This window comes from Sorangium sp. So ce295 (genome assembly GCF_051527405.1).
GTDB lineage: Bacteria > Myxococcota_A > Polyangia > Polyangiales > Polyangiaceae > Sorangium > Sorangium cellulosum_B.
Genome location: NZ_CP150324.1, coordinates 1,160,058 through 1,181,647, shown reverse-complemented (window position 1 = coordinate 1,181,647; position 21,590 = coordinate 1,160,058). Strand labels below are relative to the sequence as shown.

The following is a 21,590-nucleotide window of genomic DNA, read 5'->3' as shown; positions in this document are numbered from 1 at the left end:
GCTGGAGCCGCGACGAAGGCTCTGCGAACGGGGAGAAATCAATGATGATGGGTCGGAGTTCACTGCGGCGAGCGCGAACAGGTCGCCTCGCGGGCGCTTCGAGCGCAGCCATCGGAGCAGTGCTCGTCACGGCATCTCTCGCGCATGCGCAGAGCCCTGGCGCCGGTGTCGCCCCGGTGCCCGCCGCGACCGGAGCGCCCCCCGCGGCGCCCGCCGCGACCGGCGCGGCCGCGGCGACGCCCGCCGCGCCTGCCACCGCCGGAGAAGATGCGATCGCCGCGCGGCTCGCGGCTGCAGAGAAGCGAGCGGCGGAGCTCGAGAAGCGCCTCGAGGCGCTCGAGGAGGCGCAGGCCGCGCCGGAGCACGACGACAACAAGGATCTCTTCCGGATCTACGGGTTCGTCGACGTCGGCGTCCAGCGCACATGGGTCCCGGAGAACTCGATCCTCGCGGTCACCCTCCCGCAGGCGAACGCCCTGAACTTCGTCGTGGCGAACTTGAACCTCTACCTCGACGCGCAGCCGAGCGATCACTTTCGCTTTCTCGGGGAGCTGCGGTTCACGACCGCGCCCGGCGGGGCCCCGGTCCCGGCGACGACGCCGCTGCCGCCCGACGTGACGCGCCGGGTGACCACGGCGCCGTATGAAGCCTTCGACTCGACCGCGACCTCGCTCACCTCGCCGGTCACCTATGGAGGGCTCGTGTCGATCGAGCGCGCCCACATCGACTGGACGCGCTTCAACCTCTTCAAGGTGCGCGTCGGGCAGTTCTTCACCCCGATCGGCATCTACAACGTCGACCACGGGAGCCCGGTGCTCATCACCACCGTCATCCCCACGTTCATCACGGCGCGCCTGTTTCCCACGCGGCAGACCGGGGTCATGGTCTATGGCAGCATGTTCACGGGCCCGTGGGAGCTCGGGTACAACGCGTACGTGAGCAACGGGCGCAACGAGAACGCGCCGTTCGCCTTCGACGACAACCGCGGGTTCGGCGGCCGCCTGCACGCCAGCTACGAGGACCCCGGCAAGCTGACGTTGAAGCTCGGGACGTCGTTCATCACGGGCAGGGCCCGCGACTGGGTCGCCGACTACAAGGTCGGACAGTCCGGCCCCGACGTCCATTCGACGTGGTCGTTCCAGGAGTACACCGGAGCCGGCGACGTCTCGCTCGACATAGGGACGACCCGCCTGCGCGCGGAGGCAGCGGTCATCCGCGTGGTCTATGACGAAGGGAAGCGCCAGAGGGTATCCAATTTCTACACACCGGACGCCTGGAAGACCTCGACGTATGCCGTGGCGGCACACCGGTTCGATTTCCTGAACATGGAGCCGTTCCTCATCGGCTCCGCCATCCACGTGCCGCTCTACGGCGGGCAAGATACCGTGCTCCAGTTCGGCGGCGGTCTGAACTTCTACATCACCCCCGACGTCACACTTCGGACCCAGGTGCTACGCACGATCGTGACCGCCCTGCGTGAGCAGAGCACGGTGGCGCCGGACCTCCGCACCACGAGCGCGGTCGCTCGTCTGGTCATGGCCTTCTGAGAGAGGTTCAACGCAATCATGAAGCGTAGATTCCTTCTGCTCCTCCTGGCCCTTCTCGGAATGACCCCGTCGGCCTCGTCTTTCGCGGAGACCGACGAGATCGTCGTCGTCGTCAACCAGGCCAACCCCGTGCGGGCGGCGGGACGCGACACGCTCCGCCCGATCTTCCAGACGGCGCGCACGGAGTGGTACGGCCGGTCGGTGATGCCGGTGAACCTCCCCGAGGGCTCCCCGCTGCGGCAGCGCTTCGACATGGCGGTGCTGGGCCTCGATACCGAGAGCGTCGCCCGCTACTGGATCGACCGGAAGATCCGCGGCGGCGAGCGGCCACCGCGCAAGGTGGCGAGTCCGAGCGCCGTGCTCCGCGCCGTGGGCGAGGAGGCGGGCGGCATCGGGTACATCGCCGCCAGCGACCTGAACCCCACCGTCAAGGTGATTGCGCGCATCCGCGACGGCCAGGTCTTGCCGCCGTGAGTCCGTGGAGAGAGGAACGAACGATGGTCATTCACCCGTCTCGCATCATGCCGCCTACCCGTCGCGGCGCCCTGGTCGTCGCCCTCGGCGCGATCTCCGCGGCGATGCTCGTGGGATGCTGGGATTCCGACCCCTGCGACCCGGGCCAGCAGGTCATCGGAAACGCGTGCTTCGCACCGCTCCCGCCGCCCGGCGTCACGAGCAGCGGCAGCGCCGGCGCCGTGGGCAGTGGCGGTAGCGGCGGCAGCTCCACGGGCAGCGGCAGCGGCGCCACCGGCAGCGGCGGTAGCGGCGGCGGCGCCACCGGCAGCGGCGGTGCCGGCGGTGCCGGCGGCGGCAGCCCCTAGACTGCGCGGCGCGGGTGCCGCGCAAGAGGGCTCAGAACAGGATCACCTTGCCATCGAGCGGAAGCGGGGACGAGTTCGAGAACACCAGCGAGCTCTCGTCGAAGTCGCCGCCCAGCGTGACGACGACCTCGCCCTTCAACGTCCGGAAGGCATAGCAGAACTGCTGCTTGCTGCCCCGGTACCGCCGCGCCACGTCACTCGCGCGGCGCAGGTGCGGCAGCTCGGCGTGAAGCGCTATCTGGAACCGCGCGAGGCGGCTCTTCACCTTTCCCATGAGCTGATTGACGACCTCGCGCATCCAGTCGTCGACGCTGTCGAGCCCGGTCGGTAGCCCCGTCATCGCGCGAAACACGCCGGGGTGCGCCGACAAGGCCAGCAGGCCGGAGAAGCCGGGCGCGGAGAACTCGACCGTGCTCACGGGATCGCTGTGAACGAGCGCCTCGTCGCGGCTCTCCCCGATGTCCGCGGGCGCGATGGCGACGCCGTAAAAATGGAAGAGCTCCACGGTCGCGCCCTGAACGAGGACGTCGATGGTCCGCACCTTGCGCGACGAAGCAGACCTTGGAGCAGACGACGGCTCGCTGGGCGGGCCGGAGCGCCCGGGCCCGGAGGGTGGCTGCCCGGATCGGGGCGGGGGGAACGAGTCGCGACGCTCGGCGCCGGGGCGGTCAGAGATGCTGTGCCCCGACCTCGTGTCGGACTCCCCCTCCGGTCTCGTGCTCTGCCGCCGCATGATAAACGCTCAACTTAGCTCATCTATCCCTCGAGGACCAATGCGGTCCTCGGACAGGACGCACGAGCACGTGACGGCTTGTCTATCACGCCTGAGCACGCCTGACCACGCCTGACCACGCCCAGCCGCGCTTGACCCCGCACGTCAACGCTCGGCACGTAGGTTGGCACACACACCTGCCCCACTCACCGGACGCCGCGCTTTGCGCTTTACAGGCGGGGCCAGCAGCGCGTGAAGCGGCGGGGTCCACGAGGAGATTGACATCGGCGAAAGTTCCAGGATTCCCTGATCGCCCGATGCTGAAGCGCAGAGATTTCCTTCGAGCCACGCTCGTCACCGCCGGCGCGCTGGTCGTCCCGGCCTGCGGCGACGATCCCGAGACGATCAACCCGCTCGGCGACGAGCGCGAGCTCGCGGACGGGTCCGAGTACTTCCCCCAGTCGGTCGCCTCCGGCGATCCGCGCCCCGGCAGCGTCGTCCTCTGGACCCGCGTGCAGGACGGCGCAGCGGATCTCGATCTCGAGGTCGAGGTCGCGACCGACGCCGGGTTCGCGCAGCGGGTGGCGCTCGACGCCGGACAGGCGAAGGTGAAGGCGCTCGCGAGGCACGATCACTGCGTGAAGGTGAAGGTCCGCGGCCTGGCGGCGGGCACGGTCTACTACTACCGCTTCATCTACGTGAAGGGCGGGACGAGCTACGTGTCTCGCGTGGGGCGCACCAAGACCGCCCCGGCCGCGGAGGCGGACGTCAAGGTCCGCTTCGCCTACGTGTCGTGCCAGGACTACGTGGGCCGGTACTACAACACCTACCTGGCGCTCGCCCAGGAGGAGCTCGATTTCTTCGTCCACCTCGGCGATTACATCTACGAGACGGACGGCGACCCCAGCTTCCAGAGCACGACCGGGCGCCGCGTCGTCTTCACCGACCTGGCCGGCAGCATCTCCCTCGGTGACGGCGACGGCGCCTACCACGCGGCGAGATCGCTCGATAACTACCGGGAGCTCTACAGGACGTACCGCTCCGACGCGAACCTCCAGAAGGTCCACGAGAGCTTCCCGATGATCGCCACGTGGGACGACCACGAGTTCTCGAACGACTGCTTCGGCGCCACGGCCACCTATTTCGACGGCCGGCAGGACGAGACCGACGCGGACCGGCGCAAGGCCGCGAACCAGGCCTGGTTCGAGTACCAGCCCGTCGATTACGGCGACGGCGTCGAGCTCGACCCGGAGGCCGCGCTCCCGGACGAATTCCACATCTACCGCGACTTCGTGTTCGGCCGGCACGTCCACCTGGTGATGACCGATCTGCGCAGCTACCGGCCGGATCACCTCATCCCCGAGGACGCTTTCCCCGGCAGGGTCGCGCTCGATCAGCCGACGCTCGTGGCCGAGCTCGGGGAGGTCCCTGCGGCCGCCCTGCCCTACGTGGACGTGGAGACCTACGGCGACGGCATCTATGCACCGGTCCTCCTCGCGGCCGCGGAGACCGTGGGCTACGACCCCGCCGAGGTGACGGGGAAGATCAGCGTCGCCTTCATTAACGAGATCGTCGCCACCGCCAACGAGGGCCTGCCGGAGGACACGCAGATCCCGCTCATCGACCCCGCGGAAGCGGGCCTGGAGCGGGGCATCGCCTACGTGGATTTCGGCAAGATCAACGCGTACGGCATGATCGGCAGCCGCTACTTCACGGCCAAGGACACCTTCGATATCTACGCTGCCATCCGCTACAAGGAGACGCAGGGCGCGAGCGAGGCCATGATGGGCGCCGAGCAGGAGGCCTGGTTCCTCGACACCATGGAAGGCTCGAAGGCGACATGGAAGGTCTGGGGCAACGAGTTCTGCCTCGTCCAGCTCGCCGTCGATCTCAGCCCCTATTCCCTCCCCGCCCAGTTCAAGCGCAGCTTCTACACGACCACCGACGCCTGGGACGGCTTCCGCAACAAGCGGGACGAGCTGCTCGAGAGGCTCGTCGGGCTGGGGGGCGTCGTGGCGATCACCGGCGACGTCCACGCCTTCTACGCTGGCACGCCCGGACCGAGCGGCGATCCCACGAAGAAGATCGTCGAGCTCGTGGGCGGCGCCGTCTCCTCGGCGTCCTTCCGCGAGATCCTGACGAGCCAGGTCGCGAGCGATCCGACGCTGCGCGGGCTCCCGGGCGCCGCGGCGCTCGCCCTCAGCATCGACACGCTGCTCACGTCGCCCGAGACGAAGATCAACCCGCACCTCGCCCACGCCAACAGCAACGCCCACGGCTACGTCGTGGTCGAGGCGAGCGGGCAAGAGCTCGTCGCCGACATGCGGAGCATCAAGGCCACCGAAGCGCAGACCGACTACTCGGGAAGGATCGGCGATCTGAAGATCACCAGCAAGCGCTTCCGCACCCTCCCCGGGGAGAGCGAGCTCTACGCGGACGACGGCGGCGCCTGGAAGCGCTGGGATCCCACCACACAGGCGTGGGTCTGACGCCCGGCAGCCCTCGACAGACCATTCACGGCATCAGGTGGAGCATCGCCATCATCCCCAGATCCGCGTGATCGAGGATGTGACAGTGGAACATCCACATGCCGGCGCGGTCATCGAACGGGATGGCGATCCGCACGACCTTTTCAGGCACGAGGTTGACGGTATCGCTCCATGCGCGCACCGGCGGCTCGGCGCCGTCGATGTCGAGCACCTGAAAGAAGAACCCGTGCAGGTGGAACGGGTGATCGTAGTTGGTGGTGTTCGTCAGCGTCCAGACCTCGACCGTGTTCGTCTTCGCAGAGAACATGAGAGAGCCGTCCGTCTGGCCGTTGATCCCGAGCACCGCTCCGTCGGCATCGCCCTGCTCCATGAACTCCACCGCCTGTCGTTGCGCGCCCGTGGTGTCGATCGAGGCGATCTCGGCCAGACGCTCGGGAAGCGTCGGTGCGCCGCTCCCCGGAGGCTCGTCGGCCAGCTCGAGACGCATGAGGTCCTTGGGATCCGCCTCGTTCGGCAGGTGGAATCGATTCGCGTCGAGGAGCGGGATCACCACCGGTTCGCCCTCGACGGGCATCACGTAGAGCTCCGCGCGCTCGCCCGGGGCGAGCGTCACCTCGTCCACGGGGAGCGGCCTCTCCGAGAGGCCCCCGTCTCCGCCGATGAGCACGAGCGGCTGGCCCGGCACGGTGAAGCGGAAGTAGCGGCTGCGCGCGGCGTTGACCACCCGCCAGCGCTGCGGAACCCCCTCCCGCGCGGCGACCGTCGGCACGATCTTCCCGTTGACCAGGACCGTCCCGCCCTCGCGCCCGAAGTAATCGCCGAACCATCCGCTCTCGTCGGCGGGGGTGAGCGAGCCGTCTTCCTCGACGCCGATCTCGCTCATCACGAGCAGCAGCTCGTCGCCGAGCGGCGCCTCCTCCGCAGCATCCTCGACGACGAACGCGCCGTAGAGGCCCGCACCGACCTGGGCGCTCGAGCGAAGGTGCGGGTGGTACCAGAACGTGCCGGCGTCCGGCACGGTGAAGGAGTACTCGAAGCCCTCGCCCGGCTCGATGGGCTTCTGCACGTGCAGCGTCCCATCCATGGCCGCCGGCACGCGCAGACCATGCCAGTGGATCGTCGTCGCCTCGGGAAGGTGGTTCTGGAACTTCACCACCACGCGGTCGCCCCTCTTCGCGCGGATCGTCGGACCGGGGAGCATCCCGTTGTAGGTCCAGACCTCGGTCGTGAGCCCCGGGACCACCTCGATCGCGGCCACCCTGGCCTCGAGGTGCACCTCGACCACGTCGGGCGCAGGATCGTGATCCTCGGCATCCGGCAGCCGCAGCGCGTCGTCCCAGCCCGCCGGCTGCCGGAGGTCCGGCGGCGCCTCTTCGGCGCCGCACCCCGCGAGCGCGCTCACGAGCGACAGGATCACCGCAATCTCTCCCGCAAAGCGTGCCGGGGACACGCATCCTTTGCGCCTTGCGCGGGGCAAGGCGCATCCGATCCAGCGCATGCGCCGCCCTCTGCAAGGCGCGATCCCTCACGGGCGAGCCGACCTGGGTTGTGTGGGGTGACCCCGCGGGCCGTGGAGTGAGCCTCGCCGCGGGACTGCACGGCGCGGGGGCTACCGCCCGAACGCGCCGATCGTGAGGGTCGCGCCGTCGTTGCGCGCCCTGGCCTGCTGGTGCGGCGCGTACTGGTGCTCGACCGGCGGGAGGCCGTCGAGCGAGGCGCCAGCGCCGATGAGCGGCGCGCTCGCGGCCGGCATGAAGTCGTGGTTTGCCGCCGACGCGAACGCCGGATCGACGCCGAAGATCGAGTCGTCCAGGCCGTCCACCTGCCCGATCACCTTCACCACCTCCCGGACAGGATCGAACGGCAGCCACCCGTTCGTCACCCAGTTTCCGGACAGGGTGAGGGCCCCGGCGGCCACGCCGTCGCGGTCCCCGAGGAAGGTGACCGCGCGGAGCTCGGTCGGCTCCAGGCTGCTGGCGAACACGTTGTTGCGGGCGTCGATCTGCTCGTCGTTGGTCGAGGCCTCGAACATCGCTGAGCGATCGTAGTCCTCGTAGTTGTCGTTCCTGACGAAGACGGTGTTGGAGAAGAAGTGGAGCGTGCCCTTCCTGTAGTACTCGGTCTCCCCGCTGTCCCCGCCGTAGTGGATCATGGACGCGCCGTAGCCGTTGCGCAGGAGCACGTTGCCGTAAATGAACGTCTCGTGGAACGACGGCAGCGCGACCGAGTCGGTCGCCTCCTGCGCGTCGACGAGGTCGATCAGGTGGGCGCCGTCCTCGATCCAGTTGTACCGGATGACGACGCCGGCCGAGCGCTCCTTGATGTTGTTGCCGTTGCCGCCGCGCGTGGGGCCGAAGCGGTTGAACTGGTAGACGACGTTCGAGGCCTCGTTGTAGACGTTGTGCTCGTTGTAATCCTCGAGGCTCCCGTTGTCGTGGATGTAGTTCGACTCGATGAGCACGTTCGTGGTCAGGATATCCCCGCCGGCCGTGCCGATGAAGAGGCCATTGGCGTTCTCGTGCACCTCGCAGGCGCGGATGGTCACGTGATCGCCGCGCTCCACGAAGATGCCGGCCGCGGGGTCCGAGTAGGCCGCTTCCGAGCCCGCCTTGTCGGTGAAGCGGTGGGGGCGCGACGCGTTCTTAATCTCGAGGCCCTCGATCGTGATGTGGGTGGGCCCGAGCTCCCACGGGTCGTCGTGCTTGTGCCCGACGATGATGAGCCCCCGCACCTGGTGGCCGTCGAAGGGGAAATCGAGCTCGGGCCGGGTGGTCGCGTTTTCACCGTCGATCACCGGCAGCTCGCCGTTCGGCCCCGGGACGCCACAGAGCCGGATGGGTTGCTCGGCCGTCCCCTGGCCCCCGAGCATGATCTTCTCGTGGTACGCCTCGGCACGCCAGAAGATGCGCACCGTGTCGCCGGCGACGAGCGATTCGAGCGGGACGTCGCCGATCGCCTCGAACTCCTTGCCAGGACCGACCTGGTAATCCTTGCCGTTTCCGACGTGGCTGCAATCGACGTGGATCGGCGGAATGTTCACGACGGGCGGAGGGAGCGGCGCCGGACCGCCGCCAGCCGCCGTTCCCGTCGTTCCGCCAAGCTCGCCGGTGCAACCTGCGGCGAGGAGCAATCCGGTCACGCAAGCTCGAACCCTCACAGAATTCTCCACGATATGGGCCATAAAAGCTCCACTGTAATTTTACAGATTGCGAGGCCTTCTCGCCTCAGTGCGGCAAGATGACACGTCGATGCACTTTGTCATGCGACCGGACATTGCTGTTGTCGCATCTTCCGCCCCCAAGGTAGCAGGATGTAATCCAGACTCGCGCTGGATGCCGCTTTCGCGAAAGGCTCGCCGACGGGGCGTCCCTTACATCGAAACCATCGAACCATCTTCCTTACATCGAACCATCGATGATAACGGCGCTCCTGTGAGAAGAAGTCGAGCCGCCAAGGACGCCAAGAAGGGATTTTTCTCGCGCCTCTGAGGATTCCTGGGGTCCTGTCGGCTCTCTTCGATCAACGGCCCTCGCGTCATTCGAGACGATGACGTAGGATATGCACAAGGTGCATGAGCTCCATGCGGCCTGTGAGCTGGATCCCACCGATGAGTTAGTCGATTATCCACGATGGATGGAGGCCCCGGTTCGGCGATCGCTCGATGCCAATCCCCGGCGGACGGCGAACACGCAGCACAGCGTGGCTCGATAATTCCCGGGAAAGTTCCCGGGAAGATCGCGTCGAGGCCCCTTTGATCCAGCCCGCTGTGTTCAGCGACCGCGCGAGGACTGAAGCCATGAAGCGAACGAAGCCTGGCGGCGTGAAACCCCTCGACGTTCTCGATAGATTCACCGCGCCAGGGCGGCGCGCGACGGCGCTCGCCGGCGCGATTGTCCTCGCGGCGTCCCACCTGCTCTCGGGCTGCGTCGGCGACCTCGGAGGCGACCGCGGCGGGTCGCCGAGCGCGAGCGGGCTGGTCGACGTCGCTCCAGCGGGGATGCGCCGGATGACACCGGCGCAGTTCACGAGCTCGATGCGCGACCTGTTCGGCGATCCGGGGCTCGAGCTCGACCTCGACCCGGACACGGGAGAGGTCGCCTCGCTCCTCGCCGTCGACAAGCTCAACGCCGCGGCGGAGGCGATCGTCGCGCGGCGCGCGTCGTGGGGGACACCGGTGTTCCCCTGCGACACGACCGGCGCGGACGACGAGGCGTGCGTGGACGGCTTCGTGCGGACGTTCGGGCGCCGCGCCTTCCGGCGCACGCTCGACGAGGCCGAGGTCGCGATGCTCAAGGGCCAGTACGCCCGGGCGCGGGAGGAGCAGTCGTTCGGGGACGCCCTCCTCGTCGTGCTCGAGACCATGATCCAGTCGCCCAACGTCTATTACTTCGTCGAGCTCGGCCGCGGCGGGGACGGGAGCGAGCCGCTCGCCTCCGGCGTCCGCCCGCTCACGGGCTGGGAGCGGGCGTCGCGCCTGTCGTATTTCCTCTGGAACACGACGCCGGACGACGCGCTGCTCGACGCCGCGGAGTCCGGCGCGCTCGACACGGCGGACGGCGTGCGCGCGCAGGCGGAGCGGCTCCTCTCGAACGACCGCGCCCGCGCCACGGCGAGGCGCTTCTTCGCCGATTGGCTGGAGCTCGACGGCACGAACAAGCACGCCTCGCTCGAGGGCGCGCCGAAGAGCCCCGAGATCTACCCCGAGGATTCACCCGCGCTGCGCGCCGCCATGCGCACCGAGCTCGAGGCCCTCGTGGAGCGCGTGCTCTTCGAGGGGGACGGCAGGTTCGAGACGTTGCTCACGACGACGGACGCCTACGTGAACGGGCCCCTCGCCGCGCTCTACGGGGTGGAGGGCCCCGCCGACGAGCGCACGTTCTCGTGGGTCTCCCTCCCCCGCGATCAGCGCGCGGGGCTCTTCACGCGGGCGGCCTTCCTGAGCGTGTTCGGCAGCCTCGAGGTCAAATCGCCGATCCGCCGCGGCGCGTACATCCTGGAGCAGGTGCTCTGCCGCCCCCTCGGCCCGCCGCCCCCCAACGCGAGCGACGTACCGGTCAAGGGCGGAGCCGTCGAGGAGAACGGCGAGGTGGTGCACAGGACGATCCGCCAGGACGTGGAGGCCAAGACGTCGAGCGGCGCCTGCGCGAGCTGCCACAGGACCATCAACCCGATCGGCTTCGCGTTCGAGCATTACGACGCGCTCGGGAGATGGCAGTCGCAGGAGGCGGGCGGGGACGCGCAGGCGCCCTACCTGCTCGACATCGACGCGCGCGGCAGCCTCCCTGCGCTCCCTCCGGACGAAGAGGGCGTGGAGGTCGACGGCGGCGTCGGGATGTCGGCGGCCCTCGCGGCGAGCCCCGCGGCGCGCGCCTGCCTCACGAAGCGCTTCTTCCAGACGGCGCTCCGGCGCGTCCCGATCGACCAGGATCTCGCGTCGATCGAGGCGGCCACGCCGACGCCCGAGAGCGGCGGCAGCGTGCGTGATCTCATCGTCTCCCTCACGACCAGCAATGCCTTCTTGCACCTGCGCCAGATCGAGGAGTGAACTTATGAGCCGCGCCGCTTTCAGCCGAAGGAATTTCCTCCGCACCGCGACCGGTCTGTGCATCGCCCTGCCGCTGCTCGAGGCGACCCATGGGGACGTCTGGGCCGCGAACGGCAGGGCCAGGCGGTTCATCGTGTTCTTCAGCCACGGCGGCACGATCACGTCTCGCCACTCCTCCGGCGAGAAGGGGGATCCCTGGAAGCCGGGCGCCTGGAGCATGCTCGACCTCTGGGCGCCCGGCGGCGAGGGGTCGGCGCTCGAGGTCCTCGGCGAAGAGATGGCTCCGCTCGAGGCCCTCAAGGGCGACCTCACCCTGCTCCGCGGCGTCGACGACGCCGCCGGGATGCTCCAGGGAGACTACGGCGGGCACCACGGCTGCTCCAACGCGACAGTGCTCACCTGCGCCGATACGACCTCGGGAGGCGACGACGCCAGGGCGCTCGGCCCATCGATCGATCAGGTCATCGCGCAGCGGCTCGCCGGCGAGAGCCCGGCGCCGTTCTCGTCGATCGATCTCATGGTCGACGGACACAACTACGGAGAGCCGCTGTACAACGCGGCGGGCGAGCAGGTGTCCAGCGAGAAGGACCCGACGAGCGCCTTCGCCCGGCTCTTCCAGGACGTCACGGAGACCGGGGCGGGCCCGACGCCCGAACAGCTCCGGCTCCGCGCTCACCGGAAGAGCGTCCTCGACGGCGTGAGCGAGCACCTCGCTGCCCTGAAGGGGCGCGTGAGCGCGGCCGACAGGCACCTGCTCGACGCGCACGCCGAGCACATCCGGAGCCTGGAGAAGAAGCTCGAGGGCATCTCCAACCTGGCGGCCTGCACGAAGCCGGATGTCGGCGGAGCGCCCGTGTACCAGGGATATGGATCCTACACGGGAGGGGGAATCAAGGAGGCCGCGCCCCTGCTGGTCGACGTCCTCCTGCATGCGTTCCGGTGCGGTCTCACGCAGGTGGCCACCTTCCAGGTGGCCGACGTCCTGACGAGCTGGCTGCCCCAACCGTACAGCACCGACCTCGGCCACAGCCTCGGCCACGCCGCCCTCGACGTCGGCCCGAGCGGCGCGGAGCCCGACAGGCTCGAGGACTGGCGCGCGACCATCCTCGCGAACCGCAACTGGCGTATGGAGCTCTTCGCACGCCTGCTCGACGGGCTGAAGAGCACCCCCGAGGGCGACGGCACGATGCTCGACAACAGCGTCGTGCTCTTCACGAGCGAGTTCGGGTGCGGCGGCGGGCACTCGCCCCGCGATATCCCCGTCCTGCTCGCCGGCAAGGCAGGCGGCAGGTGGCCGGGCGGCCGCCACGTCAACTACAACAAGCGCGCGAGCGCGGATCCCACCCAGTCCGACTACGAGACCGACGTCTCGATGCACAACGTCTACACATCGATCCTGCGCGCCTTCGGCTACGAAGACGAGCACTTCGGAAACGACACGGCGTACAGGAAGGGCCCGCTCGCGGAGCTGCCGTGAGAGACGTACGAGGCGCCTTCGGCGCGCCGTCTGCACCAAACCGCTTCCGCCCCGGCCACCTTGAACGCTCGGCCGGACGATTCCCACCCGGTCTCGCGGCTGGAAACTAGCGGGCGATACGGCGACCGCCGAGCGCGGCCGAGCCGCTGCAAGGGCGCCGTCCGGCGATGCCTCTTGGACGGCTCGAACCAGCCTGATATAGATACCACCGAGGAGCAGCGCATGCGTCCAAGCGAACCGGTCCAGGGCGGCAGCGCGGTGGCTTGGGATGCCGGCGCGCACGCGCCCGTGCCGCATGAAGGTCGTGGACGTGTGGCGGCGCGCTGCTTACCGACGTACGAACTGCCGAGTACCAGGGCCAAGACACCGCGGACGAGCTCGCGTGCTTCGCGCGTGCGCCGGACGCCCACATGATCATGTCGAATCGTACGATCGCACGGAAGTACACGCTGGAACGTGAGATCGGACGCGGAGGGATGGGCGTCATCTGGGAGGCGTTCGATCAGGTGCTCCGGCGTCCGGTCGCCGTCAAGGTGATGACGCCCGAGCACCTCACCTCCGACACCGCGCGACGCCGCTTCGAGCGGGAGGCGATGGCGATCGCCCGGCTCCGGAACGAGCACATCGTGCAGATATATGATTACGGCATCGACGAGGATTGCCCTTACATCGTGATGGAGCTCCTCGAAGGAGAGGACCTCGAGAGCAGGCTCGCCCGGGAGCAGCTGTTCTCGCCGTCGACCACGCTCGCCCTGCTCCGGCAGATCGCCATCGGCCTGGAGGCGGCGAGCTCCGCGGGGATCGTCCACCGCGATCTCAAGCCGGCAAACGTCTTCATCGCCCGGAAGGAGCCCGGCGAATGCGTGAAGCTCCTCGATTTCGGCGTGGTGTGGACGGTCTTCGAGGGGTCGGACGAAGACCAGCAGGCGGTGGCTGGCAGGACGATCGGAACGCCGGCGTACATGAGCCCCGAGCAGGTGCGCGCCGTCGTGCCGAACCATCTCAGCGATCTCTGGTCGCTCGGCGTCATGGCCTACAGGGCTCTCACAGGCCGGCTCCCCTTCACGACGAGCGGGATCGGGGAGCTGTTGATCAGCATCTGCACGGATCTATCCCCGCCGCCGTCGAGCGTCGTCCCCAGCCTGCGACCCGACTTCGACGGCTTCTTCGAGCGCGCGCTGGCGAAGGATCCGGCGCAGCGGTTCCAGTCCGCGCGCGAGTTCGTCGCGGCGTTCGCGGCGGTGAGCGAGGCCAGCAGCGGTCCCACCAAGATCCTTGTCGCCGACGATGAGCCCGACGTGGCGCTCATGATGAAGCTGCACTTCCGGCAGAAGATCCGCGACGGCGTCTACCAGTTCCTCTTCGCGGACAACGGGGAGTCCGCCCTTCGCGAGCTCCGGCGCCACCCCGATATCGACGTCATCTTGACCGACATCAAGATGCCCGTGATGGATGGACTCACGTTCCTCGGGCACGTCCCGGAGGTGAACCCGTTCGCAAAGACGGTGATGATGTCCGCCTACGGCGACATGGGGAACATCCGGTCCGCGATGAACCAGGGCGCATTTGATTTCCTGCTCAAGCCGCTCCAGCGCGCCGATCTCGAGGCGACCATCGACAAGACCAAGAAACAGGTCGCGGAGCTGCGGAGGAACGCGCGCTCGGACGAGGAGAACAAGGTCCTCCGCCAGTACACGAGCGCGGCGTTGGTCGAGCGGCTCCGGGCCATAGGGCCCACGATCGCGCTCGAGAGCGAGACCCTCATGGCCACGGTGGCGTTCGTCCACGTCTTCCAGTTCATCCCCGCCGCCAAGGCGATGCCGCCCGGAGAGGCCATGAGGCTGCTCAGGGCCAACTTCGAGATGATCGTCCCGGAGCTCCTGGCGAAGGGGGGCGTCGTGGACAAGTTTCTCGGCGACACGGTGATGACGGTGTTCCAGGGGCCGGATCATCTGTCGAGGGCGCTCAGCGCGTGCGTGGCCGTCCGCACGCAGGTGGCGGCGGTGGCGCACCGCGCCGGCAAGTGCTCGTCCTACATGCGGCGGATCTGCATCGGCCTCTCCACGGGGCAGGTGCTCTCCGGCAGCGTCGGCTCTCAGGCCTACGGGCGGCTCGACTACACGGTGCTCGGCGACGCGGTCAACGCCGCGGCGCACCTCGCCAGGACGGCGCTTCCCGGGGAGATCCTCATCGATGCAGCGGTCCGCGACGCCGCGCAGGGGCTGTTCGACTTCGAGCCGGTGGACGCGAGGAGCCTCTTGCCGGGAGGTCCGCCCGTGAACGTTTTCAACGTGGTTCGCCGCGGTCCGGCCGCCTCCCTCGCAGAGGGCACGCCGACCGTCAGTGTTACCATGACGACCACCATGCGATAGGTCGAGCCTTGCCGACGCTCATCTACAATCCCGGCGGTCCTGAGGAGCAGGCCTTCTCCATTGGAGACATTGCCATCACCATCGGCCGCGCGGAGGATCAGGCGATCTGCATCCCGCACAGGAGCCTGTCCCGCAGCCAGGCGCGGATCGAGCCGTCCGAGGGCAGGTTCTTCATCGTCGACCTGCAGAGCAAGAACGGCACGTTCGTGAACGGCGCGCGGGTCCTGCGCAAAGAGATCCGGAGCGGCGACACGATCACGCTCGGCGATCTCGACCTGCTCTTCACGACAGACGGCGCTCCTTCGTCAAAGCCGTCGCTGCGACCGCAGGCGATCCGCCCGCTGACACACACCGTCATCAGCAAGCTCATGCAGGAGAGCGAGCGCGGCGGTCCCGGCTCCGCGCCGCGGGCGGAGGCTCGGCTGCAGATCCTGATCGAGGTCGCGAAGCTGCTCCCGGTCTCCGATGACATCAACACCCTGCTCCACAAGATCCTCGATCTGATCTTTCAGATCCTCGACGTGGACCGCGGCGCCATCCTGCTCGTCAACGAAACGACGGGGAAGCTCGAGCGGCGCGCCGTGAAGACGTCGCTGCCTTTGCCTGACGATGAGCCGATCTTCAGCCAAAACATCGTCGATTACGCGCTCCGCAAGAGCGTGGCGGCGCTCTTCGCCGACGCCGTTCTCGACCCTCGCCTCGACGCGGCGCGCTCCGTCGTCGCCCAGTCGATCCGCGCGTCGATGTGCGTTCCGCTCAAGCCCAAGGACGACGTCATCGGGGTGCTCTATGTGGACAACCGCAGCGCGACACATGTCTTCACCGACGCGGATCTGGAGTTCCTCGTCGCGTTCGCCAGCCAGGCCGCCGTCGCCGTGAAGAACGCGTCGCTGTACCGGCGCCTCGAGCGCGAGACGGTGGAGCGCATGCAGCTCGTGCTGGACGCGAAGCTCGCGTCGCTCAGCGGCGTCGTGGCAGGCATCGCTCACGAGATCCGCAATCCGCTGAATTTCATGAACAACTTCGCTGATATCGCCGCCGGCGTGGCCGAGGATCTGCGCGAGGAGCTGCGCGCGCAAGGGGCGCGGCTCGACCCTGGCGCGCTCGCGCAGATCGAGGAGAACCTGGGCCACCTGCGCGACAGCATGGCCCGGATCACCGAGCACGGCCGTCGCGCAGACGCGATCATCAAGGGGATGCTCCAGCACGCCCGGCGCCCGGCGGGCGAGCGGGCGCCGGCCGACCTGAACGCAGTGGTGGACGAGAGCGTGCGGCACGCGCGCGCCGGGGCCCAGGGCGGCGACGCCGACGCGCACATCGTCACGGCGTACGATCCGGCGATCGGCCCGGTGGAGATGGCGGCGCTCGACATGGGGCGGGTGTTCCTCAACGTGGTCGACAACGCGCTGTACGCGATGCGGCAAAAGAAGCGCGAGCGCGGGGCCAGCTACACGCCCGAGCTGAGCGTCCGCACCGCGGACCGGGCGGATCAGGTCGAGGTGCGCATCCGCGACAACGGGATGGGGATCCCGAAAACGGTCGCCGTTCGCATGTTCGAGCCGTTCTTCACGACGAAGCCGCCCGGCGAGGGAACCGGACTGGGGTTGTCCTTGAGCCGAGAGATCGTCGTGCAGGGGCACCAGGGGACGATGCGGGTGGAGAGCGAGGAAGGGGAGTACACGGAGTTCGTGATCACGCTGCCGAAGGAGAGCCGCGGCGCTCCGCTTTCATAGGCGTGAGGTGCATCGCTCGACCGATGCCGCCGGGCAGCTCACCCCTGCTGCGCGCCGGCTCCGAGGATCTGCTCCATCGACCTTCCGACCTCGTAAGCGCTGTGGAGCGTGCTCAGCCCGATCGCGGCGATATGCCGCGGCTCGAGCGGCAGTCTGTCCACAAGCTCCTTGTAGATCGCATTGTGCTCGGGCTCGAGCGCCGCGTGCCGCAGGTAGGTCCGGAACGCCGTCCTGGGCAGGCCAGTCTTCGCGACGATCGAGTCCACCCTCTCGGGGGTCGGAGGCTCCGCTTCCACAACCGCGATATAGCCGAGAAGCGCGATCGGATGGTGGTGATAGATCCAGTAGTACTGCGAACCCACCATCGAGGCGATCGTCGGCGGAGGGAGCCGCTCGAGCACCTCGCGCACGTCGAGCCCTAGCGCCGCGAGGTCCTCCAGGATCCACTCATCATGGCGCCGCTCTCTCGGGATATGATCCGTGAAGTACTCCTGGAGACCAGCGACCACCGGATCGGCAGTGTCCATCGAGCTCAGCCGGCTGACCGCCGCCTCCATCAGCGGCACCGTCGCGCGCGCCATGCAGTGCATCCGGAACAGCATGACGGGGTAGAGCTCCACGAGCTGTGGGTGCTCCCAGAACCTGGCGGTCGCCTCCGCGAGCCGAGCACTGTAGAGCTGCCGCCGGGCTTCCAGTTGCTCGCTGATGCGCTGCATGACTCGAACGCTCCGCGCCAGCGACGCCGCTCAGAAGGAGGCCGTACGCATGCCGTCGCTGGCGTTGTTCTGAGCGACGCCATCGAGCTTGTTGAATATCGATGTCAACGCGCTTATCTCCTCGTGCGATAGGCTCTCGATCGTCGCCTGAACTTTGGGGTCCAGGTCGGACTCCTGATTCACGCTGCTCGGAAACAGGCCTGCTTTATACAGCACGTCGAAGTTACGCATCGTTGCCCCTTGCTCAGAGGTCCAGATTCATTCTCCACGAGCCGAACACTGTAGAGCTGCCGCCCGGCTCCTAGCTGCTCGCCGACGCGCTGCATGGATCGAGCGCTCCGCTCCATCGACGCCGCTCAGAAGCCACACACCTGCAGAAACGCCTGAGTATTGCTCTGAGCGGTGCTATCGAGCTTCTTGTACGCCGAGATCAGTGCGTTGATCTCATCGCTGGAGAGCCTGGCGATCGTGTCCCGCACCGTGGGATCGAGATCAGCTTCCTTTGTAACGGCGCTCGGAAACATGCCCGCGTTATATAGAGTATCGAAGTTGCTCATCAGGGGCCCCGATTCAAAATCAACGCTCTGTCAGCGATCTTACCTGGGGACGCTTCAAGCTGTCAAACAAAAAAAACCGAGAGTCGCGGTGTCCGTCGGATGTATCATCGACGGTAAACCGCCCCCCTGTCGCCGCCACTCCTCTACCGATCACGGAGGAAGGACCGCCTTGCAGACAAGAGACCCCTGGCGCTTCCCCCCGAGCCCCAAGATCGACCCTCTCGTCGATCGCGTGACGACCGCGGATGACGCCGAGCGCCGCGTGAGCGCCATCGCCACCCGTGTCCCGATCACCCGAGTGTCTGATCTCTCGCCGCTCGACAGGCTCCGCCTCCCGGTCTTCGCCGCCGTCACGCCGCTCGCGCGCGATCTGACGACACACCTCGGCAAGGGTCGCGACGCGACGTCGGCCCGCGTCAGCGCGCTGATGGAGGCTGTCGAGCGCGTCTCTGCAGAATCCATCCCCGAATCTTTGACGCTGCGCGCGAGCTTCCGTGACCTCGAGGGGAGCCTCTCGCCACCCGCCCTCGACCCCGCCCTCTTTGACCTCCCCGACGATACCTTGTACTCCGCCGAGCGCGCGATCACCTGGGTCGCCGGGCGCGAGCTTCGCTCGGAGACCGGCGTCCTCCTGGCGGCCGACCTGGCCGTGAGCCCTCCGACAGACGGCCTCCTGCGGGACGTGGATACCAATGGGCTCGCCTCCGGCAGCACCGTCATCGAGGCCGTCATCCACGCCCTGTGCGAGGTGATCGAGCGCGACGCGCAGGCCCAGGTCGAGTTCTTCGCGCTCTTCGGCGCTCCCGAGGCTCCGCCCCCGCCGCTCGCGCAGATCGATCCGACGACCTTGCCCGACAGCGCTCGGGGCTGGCTCGATGCTCTGGCCGCGCATGACCTCCACATGGTCGTCCACGACATCACCAGTGATATCGGGGTCGCAACGTTCTGGGCCGTCCTCACCGACTCGCGCTTTCCGACCGCCGATGGTGTCGCCACCCGGACCTTCAGCGGCGCGGGGACCGCTCCAAGGGCCGAGGTCGCGCTGCTGCGCGCAATCACCGAGGCAGTGCAGTCACGCGTCGGCGTCATCCACGGCGCGCGCGACGCATGGAATTTTCTGCCCGCAGGCCGGCGCGCCGAGAGTCGCACCATCCGCCTGCGGCAGCTTCTGTCGATGAAATGGAGGCCGTTCTCGGCCGTGCCGTCCTTCGCCTCCACGGACCTCCGCGACGATCTCGCGTTCCTGCTCTCCCGCCTCGCGGACGCGGGCATCGAGCGCGTTATTGCCGTCGACCTCACGCGGCCCGACATCGGCATCCCGGTCGTGCGCGTCCGCGTGCCCGGCCTCTCGCCGTTCCTCGTCAACCGGCGGCGGGTGGGCGAACGCTGCCTACGCCATTTGCTGTGGCCGTAGCTCGTTTCTTATGGTCCCTCCCTGTGTTATGACGCGCCGCCGCGGCGACGAGCCAAGGACACCCTATGCCCACCATGCCGGATGCACCCGTCGTGTACATCGGCCCCACGATCTCGCGTCGGGACGCGGAGGCGGCGCTCGCTGGGGGCGATTTTCGCCCGCCGGTGGCGCGCGGGGACCTCTATGCCGCCAGGCAGCACGGGAGCTCCGTCTTCGTTATCATCGACGGGGTCTTTTCCCAGCAAGAAGCGGTGTCGCCCCGCGAGATCGTCGACGTCCTCCGGGATGGGGCGGTGGTCATCGGCGCCTCGAGCATGGGGGCCTTGCGAGCGGCCGAGTGCTGGCCGCTCGGGATGCGAGGGATGGGGGCGATCTATCGCCTCTTCCGCCGCAGCGCGCTTGGGTCCGATGATGAGGTCGCGGTGCTCATGGATCCCGACGACGGCCACCGCGCGCTGACCGTAGCGCTCATCAACGTTCGCCACGCGGTCTCGATGGCCGTCCGCGCCGGACGCGTCGACCGCGCGACCGCGGACAGGATCATTCAAGCCGCCGTCGACCTGTACTACGCGGATCGAACATGGAGCGCCATCCTCGGGCGCGCGCGCGTCTCGGATCCTCACGGACACATCGAAGCGTTCCTCGCAACCCACGATCTGAAGCGCGACGACGCCCTGAGGGCGCTGCGCGGCACCGCCCGGCGGATCGCGGCGGACCCCGGCGTCCTCGCGCGACGGCGCCTCGGTCCCGCATCCTTCGCGCGAACCGAAATCCACCGCGAGCGAGCGCACGACGCCCTCGGCGGTGCCGAGCCACGGCTCATGAAACGAGCGTTGGCTCGCTGGCAGCTCCTCGGCGGCCGCTACGTCGACCACCTGCTCCCCATCGTGGTCGCGCGGCGCGGGGAAGAGCTGTGCCGCCGTATCGAGATGGCGGCGCCGCGCGCGGCGCTCCTCCTTGGCGCGCTGCGCCTGGGCGCGGCGCCGTCAGGCGCTCAGGCGGATCCCGGCAGCGGCGCGCTCGTCGCGCCGACCGCGCTCCGCATTGCCATGATGGAGATCTGGATGGCGTTTATCGCCGCCGAGGCAGAGTTCGCAGAAGCCCTGTGGGACGAGCTCACGATCTCTGGTGGGCTCGATGCCGAGCTCTTCCGGTGGCGCGCCTTTCGCGAAGCGGAGCTCGATGCGCGACGACGCGGGCTCACGATCCGGCCGCGCGATCGCCAGCTCGCCTCAACAGCGATGCTCGCCGCCCACGGCTTTGCTGGTTGGCTCGACCTGCGGCAGGCGGCGGAGAAGACGGCCTACGGCCTTGGCCCTTTCGTCGGGCACCGCGACCGTATCGCCCTTTCGCTCCGATCGCGCGAGCGGATGTTCAACCCTCGCTCGCATAGTGACCGATGAACGGTGCGACCTCGCGAAAGCCCATCGTCGCATAAAGGGACTTCCCAGCCTCGGTCGCATGTAGCGCCATGCGCTTCGGGCCCTTCGCGAGCGCCGCCTGCTCGAGGGCGTGCCGCATCACGGCCTCTCCGTAGCCACGCTGCTGGTAGGCCGGTAAGGTCGCGACCAGGCCGACATAGTGGCACGATTCGAGGGACACGACGGTTGCGGTCGAGACAGCTTTCCCGTCCACGATGGCGAGATAACCGAACGCGGCGTCGGGCCACATCGATGTGTAGTTCACCGCCTCGATCCCCCACTCGTTCGGGATGCCATAGGCCTCGGCGTTGACGGTCCCCACCGACCGCCGCGTGTGCTCGTCGCGGACTCGCACATATTCCACGTTCGGCAGCTCATGCTGCGGTACCGCGAACGAGTCCGCGACCATGCCGGTCATCGGCTCTGCGTGCGGCAAGCCTTGCTGCGCGAATATCTGCGGAGCGCGCTCGCGGAGCTCCGGAGGCAGCATGTCTGGGCTCACAAACAAGAGCCAGCCATGCTTCAGCCCGCTGGCGCAGGCGAACGTCGCGCGGATACGGGCGACGAGATCGCCCTCGTCGTCGACCGGGGTGTCGAAGAACATCAGGTTACAGATCGGCCACGCGTGGTTCATCCACCTGGCCACGACGCCGGGGGCCGGCCTGCTGACGCTGCCGTCGGGCGAACGCTCTGCCCAGAAGGACCACGCGTCGATAAAGAGCTGATTCGATTCGAGCACTCGGCTGTCAATCATGGCGTCGTCTGATCGCTCTCGCGGTCTCCAAG

16 protein-coding genes are annotated in these 21,590 nt (G+C 68.1%); 10 read left to right on the top strand and 6 right to left on the bottom strand.

Annotated elements, in window-relative coordinates; translation table 11 throughout:
* The first annotated feature begins 176 nt into the window (after positions 1 to 176).
* Genes WMF11_RS04460 through WMF11_RS04450 form a run of 3 tightly spaced genes read left to right on the top strand, consistent with a single transcriptional unit; the run spans position 177 to position 2,368 of the window.
* Positions 177 to 1,547, top strand: a complete 1,371-nt coding sequence (locus WMF11_RS04460) for a hypothetical protein (protein ID WP_437976546.1) — start codon at positions 177 to 179, stop codon at positions 1,545 to 1,547.
* 18 nt (positions 1,548 to 1,565) lie between these two features.
* Entirely contained in the window at positions 1,566 to 2,021 is a 456-nt protein-coding gene (locus WMF11_RS04455; RefSeq protein ID WP_437976545.1) for a hypothetical protein, read from the top strand.
* 47 nt (positions 2,022 to 2,068) lie between these two features.
* Positions 2,069 to 2,368 carry a hypothetical protein gene (locus WMF11_RS04450; RefSeq protein ID WP_437976544.1) on the top strand — a complete coding sequence of 100 codons (300 nt, stop codon included), beginning with the start codon at positions 2,069 to 2,071 and terminating at the stop codon, positions 2,366 to 2,368.
* A gap of 31 nt (positions 2,369 to 2,399) precedes the next feature.
* Here the strand turns inward: WMF11_RS04450 and WMF11_RS04445 are convergent, their stop codons facing one another.
* Positions 2,400 to 2,909 (bottom strand): chemotaxis protein CheX, encoded by a 510-nt coding sequence (locus WMF11_RS04445; protein ID WP_437907147.1) that lies wholly within the window; start codon positions 2,907 to 2,909, stop codon positions 2,400 to 2,402.
* 488 nt (positions 2,910 to 3,397) lie between these two features.
* Between WMF11_RS04445 and WMF11_RS04440 the strand changes: the two genes are divergently transcribed.
* Entirely contained in the window at positions 3,398 to 5,569 is a 2,172-nt protein-coding gene (locus WMF11_RS04440) for an alkaline phosphatase D family protein (protein WP_437976543.1), read from the top strand.
* A 25-nt stretch (positions 5,570 to 5,594) separates the two neighbouring features.
* Here WMF11_RS04440 and WMF11_RS04435 read toward each other — a convergent pair whose 3' ends face one another.
* Both WMF11_RS04435 and WMF11_RS04430 read right to left on the bottom strand, forming a co-directional pair.
* Positions 5,595 to 6,986 (bottom strand): multicopper oxidase family protein, encoded by a 1,392-nt coding sequence (locus tag WMF11_RS04435; RefSeq protein WP_437976542.1) that lies wholly within the window; start codon positions 6,984 to 6,986, stop codon positions 5,595 to 5,597.
* A gap of 192 nt (positions 6,987 to 7,178) precedes the next feature.
* Positions 7,179 to 8,708 carry a right-handed parallel beta-helix repeat-containing protein gene (locus WMF11_RS04430; protein ID WP_437976541.1) on the bottom strand — a complete coding sequence of 510 codons (1,530 nt, stop codon included), beginning with the start codon at positions 8,706 to 8,708 and terminating at the stop codon, positions 7,179 to 7,181.
* Between the two features lie 657 nt (positions 8,709 to 9,365).
* Between WMF11_RS04430 and WMF11_RS04425 the strand changes: the two genes are divergently transcribed.
* From WMF11_RS04425 to WMF11_RS04410, 4 genes are all read left to right on the top strand, one after another.
* On the top strand, positions 9,366 to 11,114 hold the full coding sequence (locus tag WMF11_RS04425) for a DUF1592 domain-containing protein (RefSeq protein WP_437976540.1): 1,749 nt from the start codon (positions 9,366 to 9,368) through the stop codon (positions 11,112 to 11,114).
* Between the two features lie 4 nt (positions 11,115 to 11,118).
* Positions 11,119 to 12,591 (top strand): DUF1552 domain-containing protein, encoded by a 1,473-nt coding sequence (locus WMF11_RS04420; RefSeq protein WP_437976539.1) that lies wholly within the window; start codon positions 11,119 to 11,121, stop codon positions 12,589 to 12,591.
* Positions 12,592 to 13,007: 416 nt separating this feature from the next.
* On the top strand, positions 13,008 to 14,963 hold the full coding sequence (locus WMF11_RS04415) for a protein kinase domain-containing protein (RefSeq protein WP_437976538.1): 1,956 nt from the start codon (positions 13,008 to 13,010) through the stop codon (positions 14,961 to 14,963).
* A gap of 8 nt (positions 14,964 to 14,971) precedes the next feature.
* Positions 14,972 to 16,696, top strand: a complete 1,725-nt coding sequence (locus WMF11_RS04410) for an ATP-binding protein (protein WP_437907140.1) — start codon at positions 14,972 to 14,974, stop codon at positions 16,694 to 16,696.
* Between the two features lie 38 nt (positions 16,697 to 16,734).
* Here the strand turns inward: WMF11_RS04410 and WMF11_RS04405 are convergent, their stop codons facing one another.
* Positions 16,735 to 17,412 carry an iron-containing redox enzyme family protein gene (locus WMF11_RS04405; RefSeq protein ID WP_437976537.1) on the bottom strand — a complete coding sequence of 226 codons (678 nt, stop codon included), beginning with the start codon at positions 17,410 to 17,412 and terminating at the stop codon, positions 16,735 to 16,737.
* Positions 17,413 to 17,442: 30 nt separating this feature from the next.
* Entirely contained in the window at positions 17,443 to 17,643 is a 201-nt protein-coding gene (locus WMF11_RS04400; protein ID WP_437549658.1) for a hypothetical protein, read from the bottom strand.
* A 186-nt stretch (positions 17,644 to 17,829) separates the two neighbouring features.
* Between WMF11_RS04400 and WMF11_RS04395 the strand changes: the two genes are divergently transcribed.
* Complete coding sequence (locus WMF11_RS04395) at positions 17,830 to 19,383, top strand: YcaO-like family protein (RefSeq protein WP_437976536.1); 1,554 nt, start codon at positions 17,830 to 17,832, stop codon at positions 19,381 to 19,383.
* A gap of 74 nt (positions 19,384 to 19,457) precedes the next feature.
* Positions 19,458 to 20,786 (top strand): TfuA-like protein, encoded by a 1,329-nt coding sequence (locus WMF11_RS04390; protein WP_437976535.1) that lies wholly within the window; start codon positions 19,458 to 19,460, stop codon positions 20,784 to 20,786.
* Here the strand turns inward: WMF11_RS04390 and WMF11_RS04385 are convergent.
* Entirely contained in the window at positions 20,758 to 21,558 is an 801-nt protein-coding gene (locus tag WMF11_RS04385) for a GNAT family N-acetyltransferase (protein ID WP_437976534.1), read from the bottom strand. The two genes, WMF11_RS04390 and WMF11_RS04385, sit on opposite strands and share 29 nt — an antisense overlap.
* Positions 21,559 to 21,590: the final 32 nt, after the last annotated feature.

Bases quoted from the DNA above. Each gene is read 5' to 3' on its own strand.
- WMF11_RS04455 (WP_437976545.1), top strand. From the start codon at position 1,566: ATGAAGCGTAGATTCCTTCTGCTCCTCCTGGCCCTTCTCGGAATGACC.
- WMF11_RS04450 (WP_437976544.1), top strand. From the start codon at position 2,069: ATGCCGCCTACCCGTCGCGGCGCCCTGGTCGTCGCCCTCGGCGCGATC.
- WMF11_RS04440 (WP_437976543.1), top strand. From the start codon at position 3,398: ATGCTGAAGCGCAGAGATTTCCTTCGAGCCACGCTCGTCACCGCCGGC.
- WMF11_RS04425 (WP_437976540.1), top strand. From the start codon at position 9,366: ATGAAGCGAACGAAGCCTGGCGGCGTGAAACCCCTCGACGTTCTCGAT.
- WMF11_RS04420 (WP_437976539.1), top strand. From the start codon at position 11,119: ATGAGCCGCGCCGCTTTCAGCCGAAGGAATTTCCTCCGCACCGCGACC.
- WMF11_RS04415 (WP_437976538.1), top strand. From the start codon at position 13,008: ATGTCGAATCGTACGATCGCACGGAAGTACACGCTGGAACGTGAGATC.
- WMF11_RS04405 (WP_437976537.1), bottom strand. From the start codon at position 17,412: ATGCAGCGCATCAGCGAGCAACTGGAAGCCCGGCGGCAGCTCTACAGT.
- WMF11_RS04400 (WP_437549658.1), bottom strand. From the start codon at position 17,643: ATGCGTAACTTCGACGTGCTGTATAAAGCAGGCCTGTTTCCGAGCAGC.
- WMF11_RS04390 (WP_437976535.1), top strand. From the start codon at position 19,458: ATGCCGGATGCACCCGTCGTGTACATCGGCCCCACGATCTCGCGTCGG.
- WMF11_RS04385 (WP_437976534.1), bottom strand. From the start codon at position 21,558: ATGATTGACAGCCGAGTGCTCGAATCGAATCAGCTCTTTATCGACGCG.